The following is an 18,819-nucleotide window of genomic DNA, read 5'->3' on the forward strand; positions in this document are numbered from 1 at the left end:
GAGCGGGCTTCGCCTCCGAGGGGCGCCGTCGGTGACCGGCCGCTCCGGGACCCCCGCACCGCCACGGGACCCCCGCACCGCCACGGGAGCGCCCGGACCGAAGCGCCCGCTCCCCCGGTGAGCGCGGCCCGGTCCGCCCGTCCCGCCCCACGGATCCGTCGGCGGTCGTCGACGCTCGTCGGCGGGCGCGCCGGGCGCGGGGGCCGCCCGCACCCGGCGGCGACGAGGTGCACGGGTGGGGCGGGTGGGGCCCCCGGCCGGCCGTGGGCCGGGACTCAGGCGTCGCAGATCTCCAGCAGCAGCTCCACCTCGTCCGACACCGCCCGGGCGAACACGTCCAGGTCCGGCACCGCCTGCGCGTCGGCGACCAGCCCGTAGTGCACACGGCCGCGGTACGTCGAGATCGCCACCGCCAGCGCCTGGCCCGGTGCGAGCGGCGCCAGCGGGTACACCTCGGTCAGCTCCTGACCGCCCAGCCTCAGTCCCAGACCCGGCAACGGCACGCTGGTGACGAGGATGTCGAACCACAGCCGGGCCGCCTGGCCGACGAGGGGTCCGCCGAGCCGGTGGCCGAGGGCCGGGACGTGGTCGGCGAGCAGCGCGACCGCGCCGGCCCCCCGGTTGGGCCCCGCGTCCTTGTTCCGGATCATCGCGGTGCGCACGCCGGCGAGGCGGTGGAGCGGGTCGGGTTCGTCCACCGGAAGCCGTATCAGGTACCCGGAGAGCCGGTTGCCCTGTGGGTGGGCGGTGCGCGGCCGGCGCCGCGAGACGGGGATCAGCGCGCGCGGCGCGACTCCCTTGCTGCCGTCGCCGCGTTCGTCCAGCCAGCGGCGCAGCGCACCGGCGACGACGGCGATGAGCACGTCGTTCACGGTGCCGCCGACGCTCTTGCGCACGCGGTGCACGTCGTCGATGTCGAGGACGACCCCGGCGGTACGACGGGTGCCGCTGGGCGCGGAGGTCAGCGCGGAGGACGGCCGCATGCCGAGGGTCGACCGCGCGAGCGAGGCACCGATGTCCAGGGCCCGGCCCACATCGGACAGCGCGCCCTTGACCAGCCCGGGGATCAGCCCGGGCAGCCTGCGCACGTCGGGCAGCAGAGCCCTCGGCGGCTCCAGGGCCCGGGGCGCCCGCTCGGGCAGGTCCACCGGGTCGAGGACGCCGGCGGCGAGCTTCAGCGCGCGCAGCCCGTCGGCGAGGGCGTGGTGGAACTTGAACAGCACCGCGAAGGACACCCCGTCCTCGCCGGGCAGCACATGCGCCTCCCACGGCGGCCGGCCGCGCTCCAGCGGGCGCTCCATCAGCCGCCCGGCGAGCGCGTGGAAGTCGGCGGTCGGGGCGTGCAGCCGTACGTGGTTGAGCGGATCGAAGTCGGGGTCGGGCTCTCGGGTCGCACCGCCGAAGGCGAGCGGCTGCCAGACGTCGCGGATACGCAGGCGCAGCCCGGGCACGGCGGCGGCACGGGCGGCGAGCAGGTCGGCGGCGTGGGCACCGGCGGTGGGCGAGTGCGCGCCGAAGACACCGAGCGCGCCGAGGTGCATGGGGTGCCGGTCGGACTCCATGTTCCAGAAGGCGAGGTCGAGGGGAGCGAGCAGGTCGGAAGTCAAAGCTTGCCTCGCACGTCGACGAAGGGTGGATCTGCAGTCAATCTCTGTCAGCCGATTACGGTCAAGTACGATCAGGCTACGCTCAGTTAACAGCAGATTAAGTCCCGCCCCTGTCGAAAGGGGCGGTACCCAGGTGAAAGGTGAGGTCACCTCAGGACGGGTTGCGCCGCCTCGGGTGACGTACCCCACTCTGACGGGCGCGAGCCGACCGTGAACGCGAGCGAGCGCAGGGAGCGCAGCGCACCCGTCGTCAGATAGGTCCGCCCGTGCGGTGTGCCGTCGGTGCGGACGGTCTGGACGTAGCGGTCGGCGGCGGAGGTGCCGGGCGCGGTGACCGTCAGACCGCCGCTCGGCCAGTAGCGGCGGTCCAGGGTGAGGTCGACGCGGTCGAAGACCGGAGTGGACAGGCCCCAGGTGTCGTAGCCGGGCTGGATCGGGAAGAGGCCGATGGACGACAGCACGTTCCAGGCGGACATCGTGCCGAGGTCGTCGTTGCCGGTCATGCCGGTGGGGCCGTCGGTGAACAGGGTCAGCGCCGCGTGCACCACGTCCGTGGTCTTCCAGGGCTGCCCGGTGGCGAGGTAGGTGTACGGCGCGATGAGGTCGGGCTCGTTCATCGGGTTGTACACGGCCGCGTTGTAGTAGGCGTACGGGTCGCCGTGCACCCACACCTCACGGGCGGTCCTCGCGGGGTCGGCGAGCAGCTTGTCGTAGGCGAAGAAGGTGTCCAACCGGTCGTTGGCCGCGCGCTTGCCGCCGATCAGCGCGACCATGCCGGGCAGGTCCTGCGGGACCAGCCACTGGTACTGCCACGGGGAGCCCTCGTGGAAGCCGGTGCCGCGCGCCGGGTCGGCCGGCCCGGTGAAGGCGCCTGAGGCGTCGCGGGCGCGGAAGAAGCCGGTCGACGGGTCGAAGATGTTCCGGTAGTTGCGCGACCGGGCGGCGTAGCGGGCGGCGTCGTGCGTGTGCCCGAGGCCGCGGGCCATCTGGGCGAGCATGGCGTCGGCGAGCGCGTACTCCAGGGTCACGGAGGCGCCGTGGTGATAGTCGGAGTCGCCCATCTTGGCCAGCGGGCGGTCCTTGTCGAAGGGGGCGAAGCCGTTCGCCAGGTACTCGGCGTCGGCCTCCCGGCCGATGCCCGGGTACTCGGCGGGCGGCACGGCGTCGGCGTTCTTTCGCAGCGCCCGGTAGGCCCGCCCCTCGAACCCCTTGAGCAGGCCCATGTGGTAGGCGGTGGTCAGGAAGGGGGTGACCGGGTCTCCGCTCATGACGTTCGTCTCGACCGGGCCGTAGCCCCACTTGGGCAGCCAGCCGCCGTCCTCGTCGATCGCGACCACCGACCGGGCCATGTCCCGTGCCTCGCGCGGCGCCAGCAGGGCGAGGAGCTGGACCTGGGTGCGGTAGGTGTCCCACAGCGACCAGTTCTGGTAGTACGTGAAGCCCCTGGCGCGGTGGGTACGGCGGTCCCAGCCGAAGTAGCGGCCGTCGGCGTCGTCGCCGATGTTGGGCGCGAGGAACGACCGGTACAGCGAGGAGTAGAAGGTCCGGCGGAGCGTGGGCGTACCGCCCTGGACGCGCACGCCGGCGAGCCGGGCCTCCCAGGCCGCGCGGGCCCGCTCGCGCACGGCGTCGAACGAGCGGCCGCCCTCGGCACGCAGGTTCGTCGCGGCGCCGCCCGAGTCGACGTAACTCAGCGCGGTGGTCGCCTCGACGGTGCGGTCCCGGGTGGTGTCGAAGCGGACGTAGGCACCGCCGTGACCGGTGCGGGCGCCCGGCGTGAGGGTCGAGCCGTCCCAGGTTCCGTAGGCGGTGAAGGGCCGGCTGAACCGGGTGATGGTGTAGACGGTGTAGGGCGCCGTGTCCCGGCAGAATCCGTGCCCGGTGATCTCGGTGCGCACGGTGTGGTCGTCGAGGATCTCCACCGTGCTGGAGACCCCCTTGTGCAGCGACTGGGCCGCGTTCAGCAGGACGTTGGCCTTGTCGGTGGCGGGGAAGGTGTAGCGCTGCACGCCGGTGCGTTCGCTCGCGGTCAGCTCGGCGCGGATGCCGGAGGAGAGGCCCACCCGGTAGTAGCCGGGGCTCGCCTCCTCGTCGTCGTGCGAGAAGCCCGCCGCGTACTGGGCGTCGTCCGTCTGTGCGACCTCGCCCGTGGTGGGCAGCACCGGCAGGTCGCCGCCGATGCGGCAGCCGACGCCCGAGAGGTGGACGAGCGAGAAGCCGCGGATACGGTTCTGCGTGTAGTCGTAACCGGTCATGTGCCCGGTGTCCGGGGAAAGCTGCACCATGCCGAAGGGCACGGCCGCGCCGGGGAAGGTGTTGCCCTCGTCCTGGCTCCCGATGAAGGGGTTGACCAGGTCGGTGAGGTGGCCGTCGGTCCGCTCGGCGGCCCGTGCTGCGGGGTGGGCGAACAGCGCGGACGCTGCCATCACCCCGGCCAGGCACAGCCGTGTGCGCCGGGTCCCTCTCATGTCGGATGACCTCCGAAGGTTCGACATCGTTGCCTGCATCGTGAAGGGCGCACGACGCAAATCCGGGCATCCCACAGGGATTACGCGAAACGCGTCGCGCCAAGGCAACGGAAGCCGCACGGCAAAGGTCACCGGGGCGTGCGCCGGGAAACCCTCGTGGCTGAGAGCGCGCGGCCGTGTGCGCGCCCGGCCGACGCCCGGCTCCGGCAAGGCCGGTGACGGGGACCCGGGGTCCGGGACGTGGACGTCAGGGCCGGGGACGCGGGCCCCGATCGGTCGGCTCCGGCCGGTCGGAGACACCGCGGGGGCGTGACGGGGCGCCCTCGACGTCCGCCAGGTCGTCGGCGGTCGCGTCCAGCTCCTGCCGGTCGTGCTCGCCCAGGAAGGGGACCAGCGCTCCGCAGTCCCGGCAGGCCCGCGCGAAGCCGGCCTCGAACGTAGGCTGGGGCTTGAGGAGGCCCGGCCGGCGGAACTTCAGCCGCAGCCGCTCGAACGAGCGCTCCCCCGAGGTGAGCTGTCCGACCGGGCTCAGCCGGCCGGAGCCGCATATCCAGCACCGCATGCCGGGCACCCTATCCCTAGGGCACGCGTCGGCCCTTGCCCAGGGCGATGACCCCGCCCTTGGAGACGGTGTACAGCTCGGCGTCCCGTTCCGGGTTGACGCCGATCGTCGCGCCGGGCGGGACCTCCACGTTCTTGTCGAGCACCGCGCCGCGGACCACCGCGCCCCGGCCCACGCGCACGTTGTCGTGCAGCACCGAACCCTGGACGACCGCGCCGGGGTCGACCCGGACCCCCGGCGAGAGGACCGACCGGCTGACCTGACCGCGGATCAGGCAGCCCGCGCTGACGATGGACTCGCTCGCGATGCCGCCCGCGTTGAACCGCGCCGGGGAGAGCTGGTAGGAGTGCGTGTAGATGGGCCACTGGCGGTTGTACAGGTTGAACGCGGGGCGCTCGGCGATGAGGTCCATGTGGGCCTCGTAGTAGGCGTCCAGGGTGCCCACGTCCCGCCAGTAGCCCTGGTCGCGGGTGGTCTCGCCGGGCACATGGTTGTCGCTGAAGTCGTACAGCTGGGCCTCGCCGCGCGCGGTGAGCTGCGGCAGGATCGAGCCGCCCATGTCGTGCACCGACTGGCTGTCCTCGGCGTCCCGGTGCAGCGCCTCGACGAGGGCCTTGGTGGTGAAGACGTAGTTGCCCATCGAGGCGAACACGCACTCGGGGTCGTCCGCCAGTCCGGGCGGGTCCGCGGGCTTCTCCAGGAAGCGCTGGACGCTGCGGCCGTCCGAGCCCGGGGTGATGACGCCGAAGGAGGAGGACTCCGCGCGGGGCACCCTGATGCCGGCCACCGTCACCCCGGCACCGCCCTCGATGTGCTGCCGGAGCATCTGCCGCGGGTCCATGCGGTAGACGTGGTCGGCGCCGAACACGGCCACGTACTCGGGCTGTTCGTCGTGGATCAGGTTCAGCGACTGCAGGATCGCGTCGGCGCTGCCCAGGTACCAGCGCGGCCCGAGCCGCTGCTGGGCCGGGACCGGGGTGACGTAGTTGCCGAGCAGGCTGGACATCCGCCAGGTGGTGGTGATGTGCCGGTCCAGCGAGTGCGACTTGTACTGGGTCAGCACACAGATGCGCAGGACGTCGGCGTTGACCAGGTTGGACAGGACGAAGTCGACGAGGCGGTACGTGCCGCCGAAGGTGACCGCGGGTTTGGCGCGGTCCGCGGTGAGCGGCATCAGGCGCTTGCCCTCGCCGCCCGCCAGTACGATCCCGAGTACGGAAGGCCCTCCACGACGCATGGCCGCTCCCCTCACCCTGGTTGAACCATGGCTGCCCCTGCCCGGTACGGCTTAAGCCTGCTTGCGGATCTCCTCGTAGAGGGCGGCCGTCCGCCGGGCCACGGCGTCCCAGCCGAACTCCGAGACGGCGCGCTCCCGTCCGGCCTCGCCCATCCGCCGGGCCGCCTCCGGGTCACCGAGGACGCTGTCCAGGGCCCGGGCGAGCCCCGCCTCGAAGCCGTCGCCCGGGTCCACGAGGACGCCGGTGCGTCCGTCGTCCACGACCTCCGGGATCCCACCGACCCGTGAGGCCACGACGGGCGTGCCGCAGGCCATCGCCTCCAGGTTGACGATGCCGAGCGGCTCGTACACCGACGGGCACACGAACACGGCTGCCCGCGTGAGGAGTTGGATCACCTCGGGGCGCGGCAGCATCTGCGGGATCCAGAACACGCCCGCGCGGACCCGGCTCAGCTCCGCGAACAGCTCCCGGAACTCCTGGTCGATCTCCGGCGTGTCGGGCGCGCCCGCGCACAGCACGACCTGAACCGCCGGGTCGATGTCCCGGACCGCGCGCAGCAGGTGGGGGACGCCCTTCTGCCGGGTGATCCGGCCGACGAAGAGCACGTACGGGCGGCCGGGGTCGATGCCCTGCCGGAGGAGGGCGTCGGTGCCGTGGGCGGGGCGGTACAGGTGGGTGTCGATGCCGTTGTGCACGACGTGGACGCTGGCCGCGTCGAGCGCCGGGTAGCAGCGGAGGATGTCCTCGCGCATGGCCCCGGACACGGCGATCACGGCGTCGGCGGCCTCGATCGCGGTACGCTCGGCCCAGCCCGACAGGGCGTACCCGCCGCCGAGTTGCTCGGCCTTCCAGGGCCGCAGCGGCTCCAGGGAGTGGGCGGTCACCACGTGCGGGACGCCGTACAGCAGCTTGGCGACGTGGCCGGCGAGCCCCGCGTACCAGGTGTGGGAGTGGACGAGTTCGCGGCCCTCGAGGGCGGCGGCGATGGACAGGTCCACGGAGAAGGTGCGCAGCGCGTCGTTGGAGCCGTCGAGCACGGGCCACGGGCGGTGGCGTACGACGCCGACGCCGCGGCCCTCGCCCCAGCAGTGCACCTCCAGGTCGACCAGGGAGCTCAACTCGCGGGCGAGGAACTCCACATGGACACCGGCGCCGCCGTACACGTCCGGGGGGTACTCCCGGGTCAGCAGTCCCACTCGCACCCGACAACCCCCTGGTCTCGGCGGCAGATCCCCTTCATGGTCACCCAGATACGGCCCCTGGGGAAGAGCGCGGCGGCCGGGTGAAGCAGCAGTCGCCGCAGACCCCGCCGCCGGGCACCCGGTAGTACAGACAGCAGCTGCGGCGGCGGAAGGCGGTGCCGGCGCGGGCGCCGGTGGCGCGCAGGAGGGGGTGGGCGAAGAGGCCGTCCGTCAGGGCGCGGGTGCGGGCGGCCGCGTCGGTACGGCCGTGGGCGCGGGCCCAGCGGTCCAGTTCGCGGGCCGCTCCCGCGAGTGCGGAGCCCGCGTTGCCCCACAACAGCCCGGCGGCGAGGCCGTAACGGGCTCTCAGCGCTTGCGCCAGGGGTTCCAGGTGGGCGTGGAGTACGGCGTCGGCGAGGCCGGCCGCGTCGCCGGGGCGCGGGCACACCTCGGTGAGCCACAGGTCGTCGGGGGCGGACGCGTGGGCGTCCCAGCGCAGCAGGCGCGGGTCCAGGTCGGGCAGCCGGCCGTACAGGACGGCGCAGCCGAGGGCCACCGACCACAGCCGGGCGGCCAGCCCCTGCTGGGCGACGGAGGCCGCGACCCGCGGCTCGGTGGTGCGCAGCCGCCCGGCGACCGTGCGGACACGCGCCGTCAGAGGGTCCGGCCGGCCCCGGGCGGGCACCGGTGCGTAGGTCTGTGCGAGCGTCGGGGGCCGCCCGGCATCCGGTGCGCCGGCGGCGCGTGCCGCGGGCGGGGCCGCCCGCAGGACGAAGAAGCCGCCGAGCGCGCGCAGCAGGCGGAGATCGGGGTCGAGGTCGGAGTCGGGGTCCACGACCAGCAGTGGTATCAGGCCCGTTCGGGGGCCGGTCGCCCGGGTGTTCCTCGCGCGTCACCCGTCCAGGGGATGATCGCTCGGCCGGTGTACTCCATCGGCAGTAGGACCCATGGCGTGCTCAGGGACGACGACGGGAAGAGCACGGACGGGCAGAGTGTTGACCATGGAAGCCGACCGTACGTCGCGCCGGGCTCAGGGCCCCCGCCTCACGCGAAGGAGACGCGGATGAGCGCCCTCGCGTTGTCCGTGCTGCTGTCGTTCGTGTCCGCCCTCGCCTACGCGGGCGGCGCGATCGTGCAGGAGCAGGTCGCGGCGACGTCCTCCCCGGACCGGTCCTACCTGCCGCTGCGGCGGCCGGGCTGGTGGGGAGCGCTGGCGCTCAACGGTCTCGGCGGGGGGCTGCACGTGGTGGCGCTGGCCTACGGGCCGCTCAGTCTCGTCCAGCCGCTCGGTGCGCTGACCATCGTCTTCGCGCTGCCCATGGCGGCGCTGTTCGTCGGCCGCAGGGCCGGGGCGACCGCCTGGCGCGGGGCCCTCATGGCCACCCTGGGCCTCGCCGTCCTGCTGTCCCTGGTCGGCTCCTCCGCCACGCACTCCCTCGACGCCGTCCACCGGGTGCTGGTCGCGCTGGTCACCGGCGGGGCGGTCGCCGCACTGCTGGGCGTGTGCCGTGCCGTGCCCCGGCACCCGGCGGTGCGCAGCGTGCTGCTCGCCGGCGCTGCCGGCATCGCGTTCGGCATGTCGTCGGTGTTCACCAAGACCGTCGCCGTCGACTGGACGCACGGCATCGACCTGGACGACCTGCCCTCGCTCGCGGTGATCGGCCTGTTCGCCGTCGCCGGTGTCCTGCTGTCCCAGGCCTCCTACCGGGGCGGTGGCCTCGCCGCCCCGCTGGCCACCCTGACCGTGGCCAACCCGGTGCTGGCGGCCGCGGTCGGCATCCTGATGTTCGGCGAGACGTTCCGTTACGGCAGCACGGGCACCGTGCTCGCCCTCGGCTGCGGAGTGATCGCGGCGGGCGGCCTGATCATGCTGACGACGGAGCGGATCGGGGACTCGGCGGCGCCGGTGTCCGCGCCGCCGGAGACCGGGCCGCCCGCCGCCGAGCCCGCGCCCGCTGCCGTCCCTGTGCCGGCTGCCGCCCCTGCGCTCGCCACGGAGCGCGGGCCCGCCGCGCTGCCTGTTCCCCCCGCCGAGCCTGCGCCGGCCACCGTCCCGCCTTCCGCCGCCGGGCCCTTCGCCGGGCTGCCGCAACAGCGCCTGGCGACGGCGGCCGAGGCCGGGCAGGCCGTCGACCGGGCCCTTGCGGGGGCGGAGCCGTCGGGCACCGGGGAGGGCACCGCCGCCGGCGGCCCGGCGGCCGGTGTGGCGTTCTCGGTGTCGTCCACCCCGGTGCCCGTGGGTGTCCCGCTGCGCGCGCCGGACCCGGGCCCGTACGCGCGTCACATCCTGACGCCGCCGGCCCGGAGGTAGGCGAGCGGATCGACGTCGCTGCCGAACCCGGGCCCCGTCCGCACCTCGAAGTGCAGATGCGGGCCCGTCACGTTGCCGGTGGCTCCGGAGCGGCCGATGCGCTGCCCCGTGCCGACGCTCTGGCCGACCCGGACGGAGATCGCCGACAGATGGCCGTACTGGGTGTACCGGCCGTCGGCGTGCCGGATCACCACCTGGTAGCCGTACGAGCCGCCCCATCCGGCGGCCACCACGTGCCCGGCCGCCGCCGCCTTCACGGAGGTGCCGGTCGGGACGAGGAAGTCGACACCGGTGTGGTAGCCCTTGGACCAGTGCGAGCCGGCCACGTGGTAGCCGGTGCCGATGGGCGCGTCCACGGGTGCGACGAGCGAGTGGCCGGCCGGGGTGGTCCGGTGCGTGGGGGTCTGCCGCTGCGAAGGTGTCTTCCTCTTGGGGGACTTGGTCGTGGTGTGGTGGTCGGGCGTGGGCGTGGTGGTGCGCAGGCTGAGCCGCTCGCCGGGCAGGATCAGGTCGGGATCGGCGCCGATCGTGGAGCGGTTGCCCGCGTAGAGCGCGCGCCAGCCGCCCCGGACGTCGTGGTCGCCGGCGATGCCGGAGAGGGTGTCGCCGTGCACGACCGTGTACATCTCGGCCTTGCCGGCGCGGGACTGCGGTGTCGTCTGCGGCTGCACGTCCCGCACGCTGCTCTTGTGCCGCTCCTTCGTGGGCCGGGTCGCCGCGCTCTCGGTGTGCGGGCCGGGGTCGCCGCCGCCCCGGGTGAGCCCGGCCCGCACCGAGCAGACCGGCCAGGCGCCCGGCCCCTGCCCGTCGAGGACCTTCTCGGCGACGGCGATCTGTTCGGATCTGGTCGCGAGGTCGGCGCGCGGCGCGTAGCGGGTGCCGCCGTAGGCCTCCCAGGTGGACAGGGTGAACTGCAGACCGCCGTAGTAGCCGTTGCCCGTGTTGATGCTCCAGTTGCCGCTGGACTCGCAGGCGGCGACCTTGTTCCAGGTGGATGCGTCGGCGCCGGCGGCGCCGCCGGCGGCGACCAGCGGGATCGCGAGGCCGGCGCCGCCCGCCGTGACGGTGAGTGAGGCGCGGTTGATCCGGTTCGGCTGGTACCGGCGATGCCGGCCGCGTACGGCCATGTCCGATGTCCCCTCGGCATGTGTCAGGAGGGGCCAAAACTAAGTGCCGCGAACAGGCCATGACAAGACGGAAATTCGGCCTCCTACGGCCGCCAAGTGGCCGGGATCGGGCTTTCTTTGGTCCATGTCCGCGCGGACTGAGGACGAAGGCGCGGTTGCCGCGTACCTATGCCTGGCGGGTCGGATGTGCGCTCGCCGGAACGGCACGTCAGGATGGGCGAGGATCCGTACTGACGGAGCCGTAGTCACGAGGCAACCAGGGAGCAGGCGGTATGAGCACTTCAGCGCAGATCGGTGTCACGGGCCTGGCGGTCATGGGCCGCAATCTCGCCCGGAACTTCGCGCGCAACGGCTACACCGTCGCCGTGCACAACCGTACGGCGTCGCGCATGAAGGCGCTGGTGGAGGAGTTCGGGAACGAGGGCGACTTCGTCGGGTCCGAGACCGCCGAGGAGTTCGTCGCGGCCCTGGAGCGGCCGCGCCGCCTGGTGATCATGGTCAAGGCGGGCGAGCCGACGGACGCCGTGATCCAGGAGTTCGCCCCGCTCCTCGAGCCCGGCGACATGATCATCGACGGCGGCAACGCGCACTTCGCGGACACCCGGCGCCGGGAGCGGGAGCTGCGCGAGCGGGGCATCCACTTCGTCGGCACCGGCATCTCCGGCGGCGAGGAGGGCGCGCTGCACGGGCCGAGCATCATGCCGGGCGGTTCGAAGGAGTCCTACGCGTCCCTCGGCCCGATGCTGGAGAAGATCTCCGCGAAGGCCGCGGACGGCGCCCCCTGCGTGACGCACTGCGGTCCCGACGGTGCCGGGCACTTCGTGAAGATGGTCCACAACGGCATCGAGTACGCCGACATGCAGCTGATCGGCGAGGCGTACCAGCTGCTGCGCGACGTGGCCGGCTACTCCCCCGCGCAGATCGCGGACATCTTCCGCACCTGGAACAGGGGCCGGCTGGACTCCTACCTGATCGAGATCACCGCCGAGGTCCTCTCCCATGTGGACGCGGCGACCGGCAAGCCGTTCGTGGACGTGGTGGTGGACCAGGCCGAGCAGAAGGGCACCGGCCGCTGGACCGTCCAGATCGCGCTCGACCTCGGCGTCCCGGTGTCCGGCATCGCGGAGGCGGTCTTCGCCCGCTCCCTGTCCGGCCACGCGGCCCTGCGCGAGGCGTCCCGGGGGCTGGCCGGGCCGAAGCCGGCTCCGCTCGGCGAGTCGGAGGCGGCGGCCTTCGCGGACCGGGTGGAGCAGGCGCTGTACGCGTCCAAGATCGTCTCCTACACCCAGGGCTTCCACGAGATCGCCGCGGGCAGCGACGAGTACGGCTGGGACATCGACCTCGGCGCCGTGTCCTCGATCTGGCGGGGCGGCTGCATCATCCGGGCGGCCTTCCTCGACCGCATCCGCGCCGCGTACGACGCCCGGCCCGACCTGCCGAGCCTGCTGTCGGACGAGACGTTCGCGCGCGAGATCGCCGAGGCTCAGGACGACTGGCGTGAGGTGCTGATCGCGGCGACGCGGCAGGGCGTGCCGACGCCTGGCTTCGCGGCGGCGCTGGCGTACTACGACGCGTTGCGTGCCGAACGCCTGCCGGCGGCCCTGACGCAGGGGCAGCGGGACTTCTTCGGGGCCCACACGTACCGGCGGACGGACCGGGACGGTTCGTTCCACACGCTGTGGGGCGGGGACCGGGCGGAGGTCTCCGCCTAGTCCGCTCCCGAGAGGGGCTGGTTCGCTCCCGTGCGGGGCGACGCAGGGCGAACCGGGCGCCGCGCGCCCGGTTTCTCATGTCAGCGGCGGGCCGGGCTCGGGGTTCGGCACCGGCTCCGGGCCCGGCGGGATCGGGGACGGTGACGGCTCCGGCGGGCCCGGGGCCGGTGGCGCCGGGGGCGGCGTCGGGTCGGGACCGGGCACGGGCGGCGTCGGCTGGGGGCCGGGTTCCGGCGGCGGGACCGGGCTCGGGTACGGGTCCGGCGGGGTGGGCGCCGGCGGCTCCGGTGCGGGGCCCGGCGGTACGGGGTCGGGGTGCGGGTTCGTCATCGGTGTCCTCCGGGCGGTCGCGGGACATCACCTCTGGACTACTCCCCCGCCTACCCGACGGCCGCTCGGCCACTCACCCGAACGCGTCGCACGCGTCCCCGTGCGGGTCCGCCGCTCAGAACCGGCCGGGGTGCGCGCGCAGCCAGTCCTCGGCGGCCTCCAGGAGTCCGGGGCCGGCCGCCGGGGCCACGTCCGGATGACGCCCGGCCCACTGCGAGACGTACGGGCACAGCGGGGCCACCGGAACGCCCTCGCGCCCGGCGATGGCGTACAACTCGCGCGCGAGCGACCCGGCGATGCCCTTCCCCTCGTGCGCGGGCTCGACGATCGTGTGCACCGGGACCAGGGCGCGCGCGGGCGCCTCCAGCACGAAGTACTCGATCCGGCCGACGACCTCGCCCTCGCCGCGGGCCTCGAGGCGGCCCGCCGCCCGGTCGTCGCGGATCTCGGTCTCGCTCATGGCACGCACGCTCCTGGTCCTGGTACCTGTCGTCCGACCCGCCGGCCCGCCGGTCAGGCCACGGGGACGGCCTGCGGGCTGCGCTGCTGCTCGGTGCCGGGCACCGGCGCGGACGGGTCGGCGCCGAGGGACACGATCCGGTTGTCGCCGTCCACGTGCACGACCCGCGGCTTCAGCTCACGTGCCTCGGCATCGGTGACCTGAGCGTAGCTGATGATGATCACCAGGTCTCCGGGGTGCACGAGATGGGCGGCGGCCCCGTTGATCCCGACGACCCCGGACCCGCGCTCGCCCTCGATGACGTACGTCTCCAGCCGGGCGCCGTTGGTGATGTCGACGATGTGCACGAGCTCGCCCGGCAGCAGGTCGGCGGCGTCGAGGAGATCGGCGTCGATGGTCACCGATCCCACGTAGTGCAGGTCGGCCTGGGTGACGGTGGCGCGGTGGATCTTGGACTTGAACAGAGTACGCAGCACTTTGGACTCCTGGAAGACGGCTCCCTGCCAGCTTTGTGCAGGTCAAGGGCGGTCCTCACTCTACACGGGCACGCGTCGGAGTCGATGATTATGAGGAACATCGCTTCGCGCTGACGAGAAGGCTCCCCACATGCGCTTCCGTATGAACCAGGTTGTTATACCGCCGCCGACCAACCACCTGTTCGAACACCGGTCTCGGAATGCGCGAGGACTGATACTGACCACGATCTTCAATCGGAGCCGGTGTCGGAATCGGCGACGGGTTCGGTGAGGGGTGCAGGAGCGTGATGAGCAGGACGCGCTCGGCCGGCGTGAACGCCTCGTAGGCGCGGGCCTGGCGCATTCCGGAGCCGGGCCCCGGAGCTGTTCAGACGAACGCACGGTGACCGCCGGTCTCACGACCCTGAGTGGCGCCCTCCAGGGGGCGAGTGGCAGCCACGCCGGAGCTGGCAGAGGATGAGAGCACTGCTCCCGCGCCGCGCCGCCAAGGAGGCCCGGACATGCGCTGGTGGTCCTCGCTGGTCACGATCAGCCGGGACGGGCTGCGCATTCAACGGGCATTCGCCGCCCCGTCGGCGATCGCACGGGCCGTACTGTCCGTGCTGCTCGCCACGGTCCTCGGCCTGGTGCTGGACGACCCGGTGGCCGGGGCCATGGCCAGCGTCGGTGCGTTCATCTGCGGCATCGGTACGCTGCTGAGCCCGCTGCGACACCCTGTGGTGAACGCGCTCGGGATGGCCGCGGCCTTCAGCGCCATGGCGGTGCTGGGGGCCCTGGTGCACGGCACCACCTGGCTGTTCCTGCTGCTGCTCGCGGTCGCAGCGTTCGCCACCGGGCTGTGGCGGACGCTGGGCATCGCGCCCGGCATCCGGGGTTGCCTCGCCGTCATCGGGCTGATGATCACGGCTGATCTCGCTCCCGACGTACATGGCGGCCTGGTGATCGCCGGCTGGATCGCGGTCGGAACCGGACTCGTCGTGGTGGTGCAACTGCTCCCCCCGTACGGTCCGCGGTTCGCCGCCCAGCGCCGCGCCCTTGCAGCTCTGTACCAGTCGCTCGCCGAGGCTTCGGTCGCGGCCGGCTCCGCCGGCCTGGGCGGGTCCGCTCCGTTCACGGCGGCCCGGCAGGCCCTGGACCTGCTGCCGCAGTTGAGCCGACCGGCGGCGGCGGCCATGTTCGGACTGCTGGGAGAGGCCGAGCGCATCCGCCGCGCGCTGCACACGGTGCGGCTGACGGTAGCGGCGGCCGGGAACCAGGAGGCACCGGCCGCTGCGGCGCAGGTGCTGGGCGACATCTCCCGTACGGTGGCCTCCGGCCGCGAGCACCGCACCCCCGAGGAAGCTTGGACCTTCCTGGAGTCCTGGGCGGCCGTCTCGCCCGTGCGCGGCCCGCGCGATCTGGCCGCACGGCTACGGACGGCCGAGCAGCTGGCCCGACGCTCGACCGACGACCGCCTGGGCGATGTACTGGAACCCCACACCGAGGTGCCGGGCCTGTACGCGGGCACGCCCTCCGTAGCACGCACCGCCCGGCGGATCCGGGCGCAGCTGCACCCCCAATCACCGATCTTCCGCCATGCGGTGCGGCTCGCAGTGGGCGTGGTGCTCGCCGAGGTCATCGGCCGGTCGATCGGCGGGTGGGGCGGGCTGGGCATCTCCACGCACGGCTTCTGGGTGGCCCTGACCACCATGCTGGTGCTCTTCCCCGAGTACGGTCATACCCTCGCCCGCGGCTGGGGACGTGCGGCCGGGGCCGTGCTGGGCGGCCTGTTCGCCTGGGTTCTGTCCCTGCCCAACTGGACGCCCGTCGGCCTCGCGGTCGTGGCGGTACTGCTGGCCGCTGCGTCGTTCGTGACCCTGCGGACTGGGCAGTTGATGCTCAATCTATGGCTGACCACCTGGATCGTCTTCCTGATCCACCACGTCGGCGGGCTGCCCGGGCCCACAGCGTGGGCGCGCGCCGCCGACACGGTGGTCGGCGCCGCGATCGCCGTGCTCATCTTCCTGGTCTGGCCGACCTGGTCCACCCAGCGGGTGCCGGGCCTGCTCGCGGAGTGGCTGCGGGTGCAGGACCGGCTGCTGCCAGAGCTGCTGACCGGCTACGCCGACGTCGGGGCGACCGACCCGGCAGCCGTCGACGCGCTGCGGGCGCTGTCACGGCAGGTCAGGGAGCACCTGGAGGCCGCGGTGGAGCAGTCGCACGCCGAGCCGGCAGAGCACCGCGGCCCCTGGTCGAGTGTGCAGCTGGAGCAGATCAGGACTCAGGTGTCCACGGTTGCCGGATGCGCCACCTTGCTGGGCGAACACCTGCCGCGTACTCCTCAGGACACCGTGCCGGAGCTGACCGAACTGGTCGATCCGCTGCACGAACACCTCACGGCCCTGGCCCGCGCCGCCGCCGGAGCCGAGACAGTGGCCCCGGGGGCATTGCGGTCGGTCTTCGACTCCTTCACCGCCCGCTCCGGCTTGCTGGCCGAGACACCCGACGGCTTCGGCAGCGCCACGACCAGCCCCGCCGTCGTCCTGAGCACCGCAACCGTCGACGCCGTGGAGGCCCTGACCGCCACCATCGCCTCCCGCCACCGCCGCGGTCGCCACGCGGCAGCCTGAAACTCCGCAAAGTCGCTGTCCGCCCTGACCGTGGGATCACTGCCGGGGGTGGCGGGCGAAGCAGGGATCCGGAACGCGCGTTCACCAGGCTGCCAGTGTCGTCAGCGGTCGGGCGAGGGCGTCGATGGGGCAGTCACCTGGCAACGGCAACCGTAGATCGGCAATCTCGATCAGCAGGATCCAACCACCGCGCAGCGATGCCGCAACAGGCTGGTCGGCCGTGGCCGAAGCCTTCTCAGTGGCGTGTTGACGGGCTTGCCCATGGCCATCGCGCACCCTGTAGCCGTGCCGGCATCACGACCGCCTTGCCATCACCGGTGGACGCGGCCTGCTACCGCAGGTGGCGGACCGATGGGGAAAGGGTGGTGCGCTCACCTGCGGATGACGTGGTCCGACGGATACGGGGTGGTCGGCGTGACAGGTGGACCTCCGGCCGCTGCCGCCATCGGTTGCGCGTAGAGAAAGGGAACCGGAACCGCAGAGGTGGGAGGGAAGCCCGGCCTGGCGGCGTCGAGATGGGCATCCAGGCTGAGCGCGGCGGTGACAAGGGCGAGGTGGGTCAATGCTTGTGGGAAGTTGCCGAGTTGCTCGCCGGTCAGCCCGATCTCCTCGGAGTACAGGCCGAGATGGTTGGCGTAGGTGAGCATCTTCTCGAAGACGAGTCGCCCTTCACGCAGGTGGCCGGCGCGAGCGAGGGCTTCGACGTACCAGAAAGTGCACGCCGAGAAGGTGCCCTCGAAACCGAGCAGTCCGTCGGGAGAGGCAGAGGGGTCGTACCGGTATACGAGGCCGTCGGACACGAGATCGTTCCTGATCGCGTCCAAGGTCGAGAGCCACCGCGGATCCTGCGGGGGGATGAACCCTACCGCAGGCATCCGCAAAAGCGCGGAGTCCAGGACGTCGCTGCCCAGGTACTGCGTGAACGCTGCACGCTCCGGGCTCCACCCTCGCCGCAGGATCTGCCAGTAAGTGGCGTCGCGTTCCTTCGTCCAGCGCTGCACCTCGGCGGGGCGGCCGCTCCGGGTGGCCATGCGTATGGCCCGATCCAGCGCGGTCCAGCTCATGAGTCGTCCATAGGTGAAGTCCTTGTCACCGCCCCGCGTTTCCCAAATACCGGCTTCGGGACGGTCCCAGTTCTCGCACACCCAGTCCACCGTGTTGATCAGCGTCTGCCAGATGCGGCAGGTTGTCGGCAGCCCCTGCTGGTCGGCGAAATGGAGGCACTCCAGTGCCGATCCGTAGATGTCGAGCTGCAACTGGTCAGCGGCACCGTTGCCCACCCGCACCGGAGCGGAGTGCCGGTAGCCCTCCCAGTGGCCCAGGGTCTGCTCTGCCAGGTCGGAGGAGCCGTCGACGCGGTACATGACCTTCAGAGGGTGTTCGCCAGGACCGTTGTATTCCTGAACGCGGTCGCCCAGCCACTCGGTGAACGCCACGGCCTCCTCGGTGAATCCCAGCCCGAGCAGCGCATGAAGGGACAAGGAGGCATCACGTACCCACGCGTAGCGGTAGTCCCAGTTGCGCTCGCCTCCGACCTGTTCCGGCAGACTGGTGGTCGGAGCCGCGACCATGGCCCCGGACGGGGCGTACGTCATGAGTTTGAGCGTCATGGCGGAGCGGTTGACCGTCTCCCGCCACCGTCCGGTGTAGCGCGAACGCGCCAGCCAGTTGTGCCAGAAGGCGATGGTGTCCTCCAGTAGCTGCTCGCAATCCTGCGGCGAAACGATGCGTGGCGGACCGTCAGCGAACGTCTCCAGCACCAGGCCGCGGGTCATACCAGCTCGTAGCCTTACAGTCATGCACACGCCATCTGACCGAATCCTGCGGTCGCTCACGCACTCAACGTCAGGTGTGTCCACCACATGGACGGTCACATCCGTATCTCGGCTGGCAAAATGCCAGCCGCCCATATGCGCGGTGACCTCATATGGTTGCTGCGCGTAGTCGAACCGAGGGGCGATCTCGATGTCGAACGAGATCTCGCCGCGTGTGCACCGCAGCATGCGGACCAGCCGGTGATTGCTTGTCGGATTACGCGGAGAAGCAGGCGGCATGAAATCCACGACCGATCCGACGCCTTGCTCGGTCATGAATCTGGTGAGCAGCACACAGGTGTCCGGGTAGTAGAGCTGCTTGGTCGCATACGTCGGCGCCTGGGGAGCAATCGTCCAGTGACCGCCGTTCGCACCGTCGAGCAGTGCTCCGAAGATACTCGGCGAGTCGAATCGCGGGCTGCAGAACCAGTCGATCGTCCCCTCGGTGGAGACCAGCGCGGCCGTCTGCAGGTCACCGATGAGTCCGTGGTCGTCGATCAGCGGATATTCGTTCATGGGGCCTCTTCCCATCCCGCCTGGCGTGAGCGGTGACGTCGCTGCTACCGCCGTGCCCCTCGCGGACACACCTTGCGCCCCCACCTCCAGACTGCCCGGCGTGCCGCGGGTTCGCATTACTCCTCCGGTAGCTTCAACCTGGCCGCCTCGACGGCTGACCGAAGCCGGAGTCTGGGTGGGCACCTCGGCTGGGGCCTCGATGGGGATCAAGACGAACCCGGGCTTCGGCAACTGCGGCAGGGGCTGACTCACGGGAGATCCTCTCCCGATGGACTGCCCGACAACAGCCCTGGACTATCGAGAAACGGTGTGACCACTGCGGTAACACCGCCGTTCCCATTTTGATAATTCCATCTCCCGTCGCTCCTCATTTAGCATTCCGTCTCGGGCGCAACGACGCACGGCGCG

General features: G+C 72.2%; 13 protein-coding genes. 3 read left to right on the forward strand and 10 right to left on the reverse strand.

Features of this window, described 5'->3' with window-relative positions; genetic code table 11:
* Positions 1 to 275: 275 nt before the first annotated feature.
* The 6 genes from ACIHEJ_RS01620 to ACIHEJ_RS01645 form a co-directional block, all read right to left on the reverse strand.
* A complete protein-coding gene (locus tag ACIHEJ_RS01620) occupies positions 276 to 1,607 on the reverse strand; it encodes a wax ester/triacylglycerol synthase family O-acyltransferase (protein ID WP_400131241.1) in 1,332 nt (443 codons plus the stop codon).
* A 146-nt stretch (positions 1,608 to 1,753) separates the two neighbouring features.
* Positions 1,754 to 4,075: a GH92 family glycosyl hydrolase gene (locus ACIHEJ_RS01625; RefSeq protein ID WP_400131242.1), complete on the reverse strand. Its 2,322-nt coding sequence runs from the start codon at positions 4,073 to 4,075 to the stop codon at positions 1,754 to 1,756.
* A gap of 247 nt (positions 4,076 to 4,322) precedes the next feature.
* Positions 4,323 to 4,637 carry a hypothetical protein gene (locus tag ACIHEJ_RS01630; protein WP_400131243.1) on the reverse strand — a complete coding sequence of 105 codons (315 nt, stop codon included), beginning with the start codon at positions 4,635 to 4,637 and terminating at the stop codon, positions 4,323 to 4,325.
* A gap of 16 nt (positions 4,638 to 4,653) precedes the next feature.
* Positions 4,654 to 5,874 carry a glucose-1-phosphate adenylyltransferase gene (gene glgC / locus ACIHEJ_RS01635; RefSeq protein ID WP_400131244.1) on the reverse strand — a complete coding sequence of 407 codons (1,221 nt, stop codon included), beginning with the start codon at positions 5,872 to 5,874 and terminating at the stop codon, positions 4,654 to 4,656.
* 51 nt (positions 5,875 to 5,925) lie between these two features.
* Complete coding sequence (glgA, locus tag ACIHEJ_RS01640) at positions 5,926 to 7,077, reverse strand: glycogen synthase (protein WP_400131245.1); 1,152 nt, start codon at positions 7,075 to 7,077, stop codon at positions 5,926 to 5,928.
* 40 nt (positions 7,078 to 7,117) lie between these two features.
* A complete protein-coding gene (locus ACIHEJ_RS01645; protein ID WP_400131246.1) occupies positions 7,118 to 7,891 on the reverse strand; it encodes a (2Fe-2S)-binding protein in 774 nt (257 codons plus the stop codon).
* 228 nt (positions 7,892 to 8,119) lie between these two features.
* Here ACIHEJ_RS01645 and ACIHEJ_RS01650 point away from each other — a divergent pair, with 228 nt between their 5' ends.
* The gene (locus ACIHEJ_RS01650) at positions 8,120 to 9,367 is read left to right on the forward strand and encodes a DMT family transporter (protein WP_400131247.1); all 1,248 of its coding nucleotides are present in this window, start codon (positions 8,120 to 8,122) and stop codon (positions 9,365 to 9,367) included.
* Here the strand turns inward: ACIHEJ_RS01650 and ACIHEJ_RS01655 are convergent.
* Positions 9,337 to 10,494: a transglycosylase family protein gene (locus tag ACIHEJ_RS01655; protein ID WP_400131248.1), complete on the reverse strand. Its 1,158-nt coding sequence runs from the start codon at positions 10,492 to 10,494 to the stop codon at positions 9,337 to 9,339. The two genes, ACIHEJ_RS01650 and ACIHEJ_RS01655, sit on opposite strands and share 31 nt — an antisense overlap.
* Before the next feature lie 272 nt (positions 10,495 to 10,766).
* Between ACIHEJ_RS01655 and gndA the strand changes: the two genes are divergently transcribed.
* Positions 10,767 to 12,206: an NADP-dependent phosphogluconate dehydrogenase gene (gndA, locus tag ACIHEJ_RS01660; protein WP_400131249.1), complete on the forward strand. Its 1,440-nt coding sequence runs from the start codon at positions 10,767 to 10,769 to the stop codon at positions 12,204 to 12,206.
* A 445-nt stretch (positions 12,207 to 12,651) separates the two neighbouring features.
* Here gndA and ACIHEJ_RS01665 read toward each other — a convergent pair whose 3' ends face one another.
* Both ACIHEJ_RS01665 and panD read right to left on the reverse strand, forming a co-directional pair.
* On the reverse strand, positions 12,652 to 12,996 hold the full coding sequence (locus ACIHEJ_RS01665) for a GNAT family N-acetyltransferase (protein ID WP_400131250.1): 345 nt from the start codon (positions 12,994 to 12,996) through the stop codon (positions 12,652 to 12,654).
* Positions 12,997 to 13,049: 53 nt separating this feature from the next.
* Positions 13,050 to 13,472, reverse strand: a complete 423-nt coding sequence (panD, locus tag ACIHEJ_RS01670; RefSeq protein ID WP_400131251.1) for an aspartate 1-decarboxylase — start codon at positions 13,470 to 13,472, stop codon at positions 13,050 to 13,052.
* Positions 13,473 to 13,972: 500 nt separating this feature from the next.
* Here panD and ACIHEJ_RS01675 point away from each other — a divergent pair, with 500 nt between their 5' ends.
* Positions 13,973 to 16,081 carry an FUSC family protein gene (locus tag ACIHEJ_RS01675; RefSeq protein ID WP_400131252.1) on the forward strand — a complete coding sequence of 703 codons (2,109 nt, stop codon included), beginning with the start codon at positions 13,973 to 13,975 and terminating at the stop codon, positions 16,079 to 16,081.
* A gap of 371 nt (positions 16,082 to 16,452) precedes the next feature.
* Here ACIHEJ_RS01675 and ACIHEJ_RS01680 read toward each other — a convergent pair whose 3' ends face one another.
* Entirely contained in the window at positions 16,453 to 18,411 is a 1,959-nt protein-coding gene (locus ACIHEJ_RS01680) for a glycoside hydrolase family 15 protein (RefSeq protein WP_400131253.1), read from the reverse strand.
* Positions 18,412 to 18,819: the final 408 nt, after the last annotated feature.

It is taken from the genome of Streptomyces sp. NPDC052301, assembly GCF_044593395.1.
Taxonomy (GTDB): Bacteria; Actinomycetota; Actinomycetes; order Streptomycetales; family Streptomycetaceae; genus Streptomyces.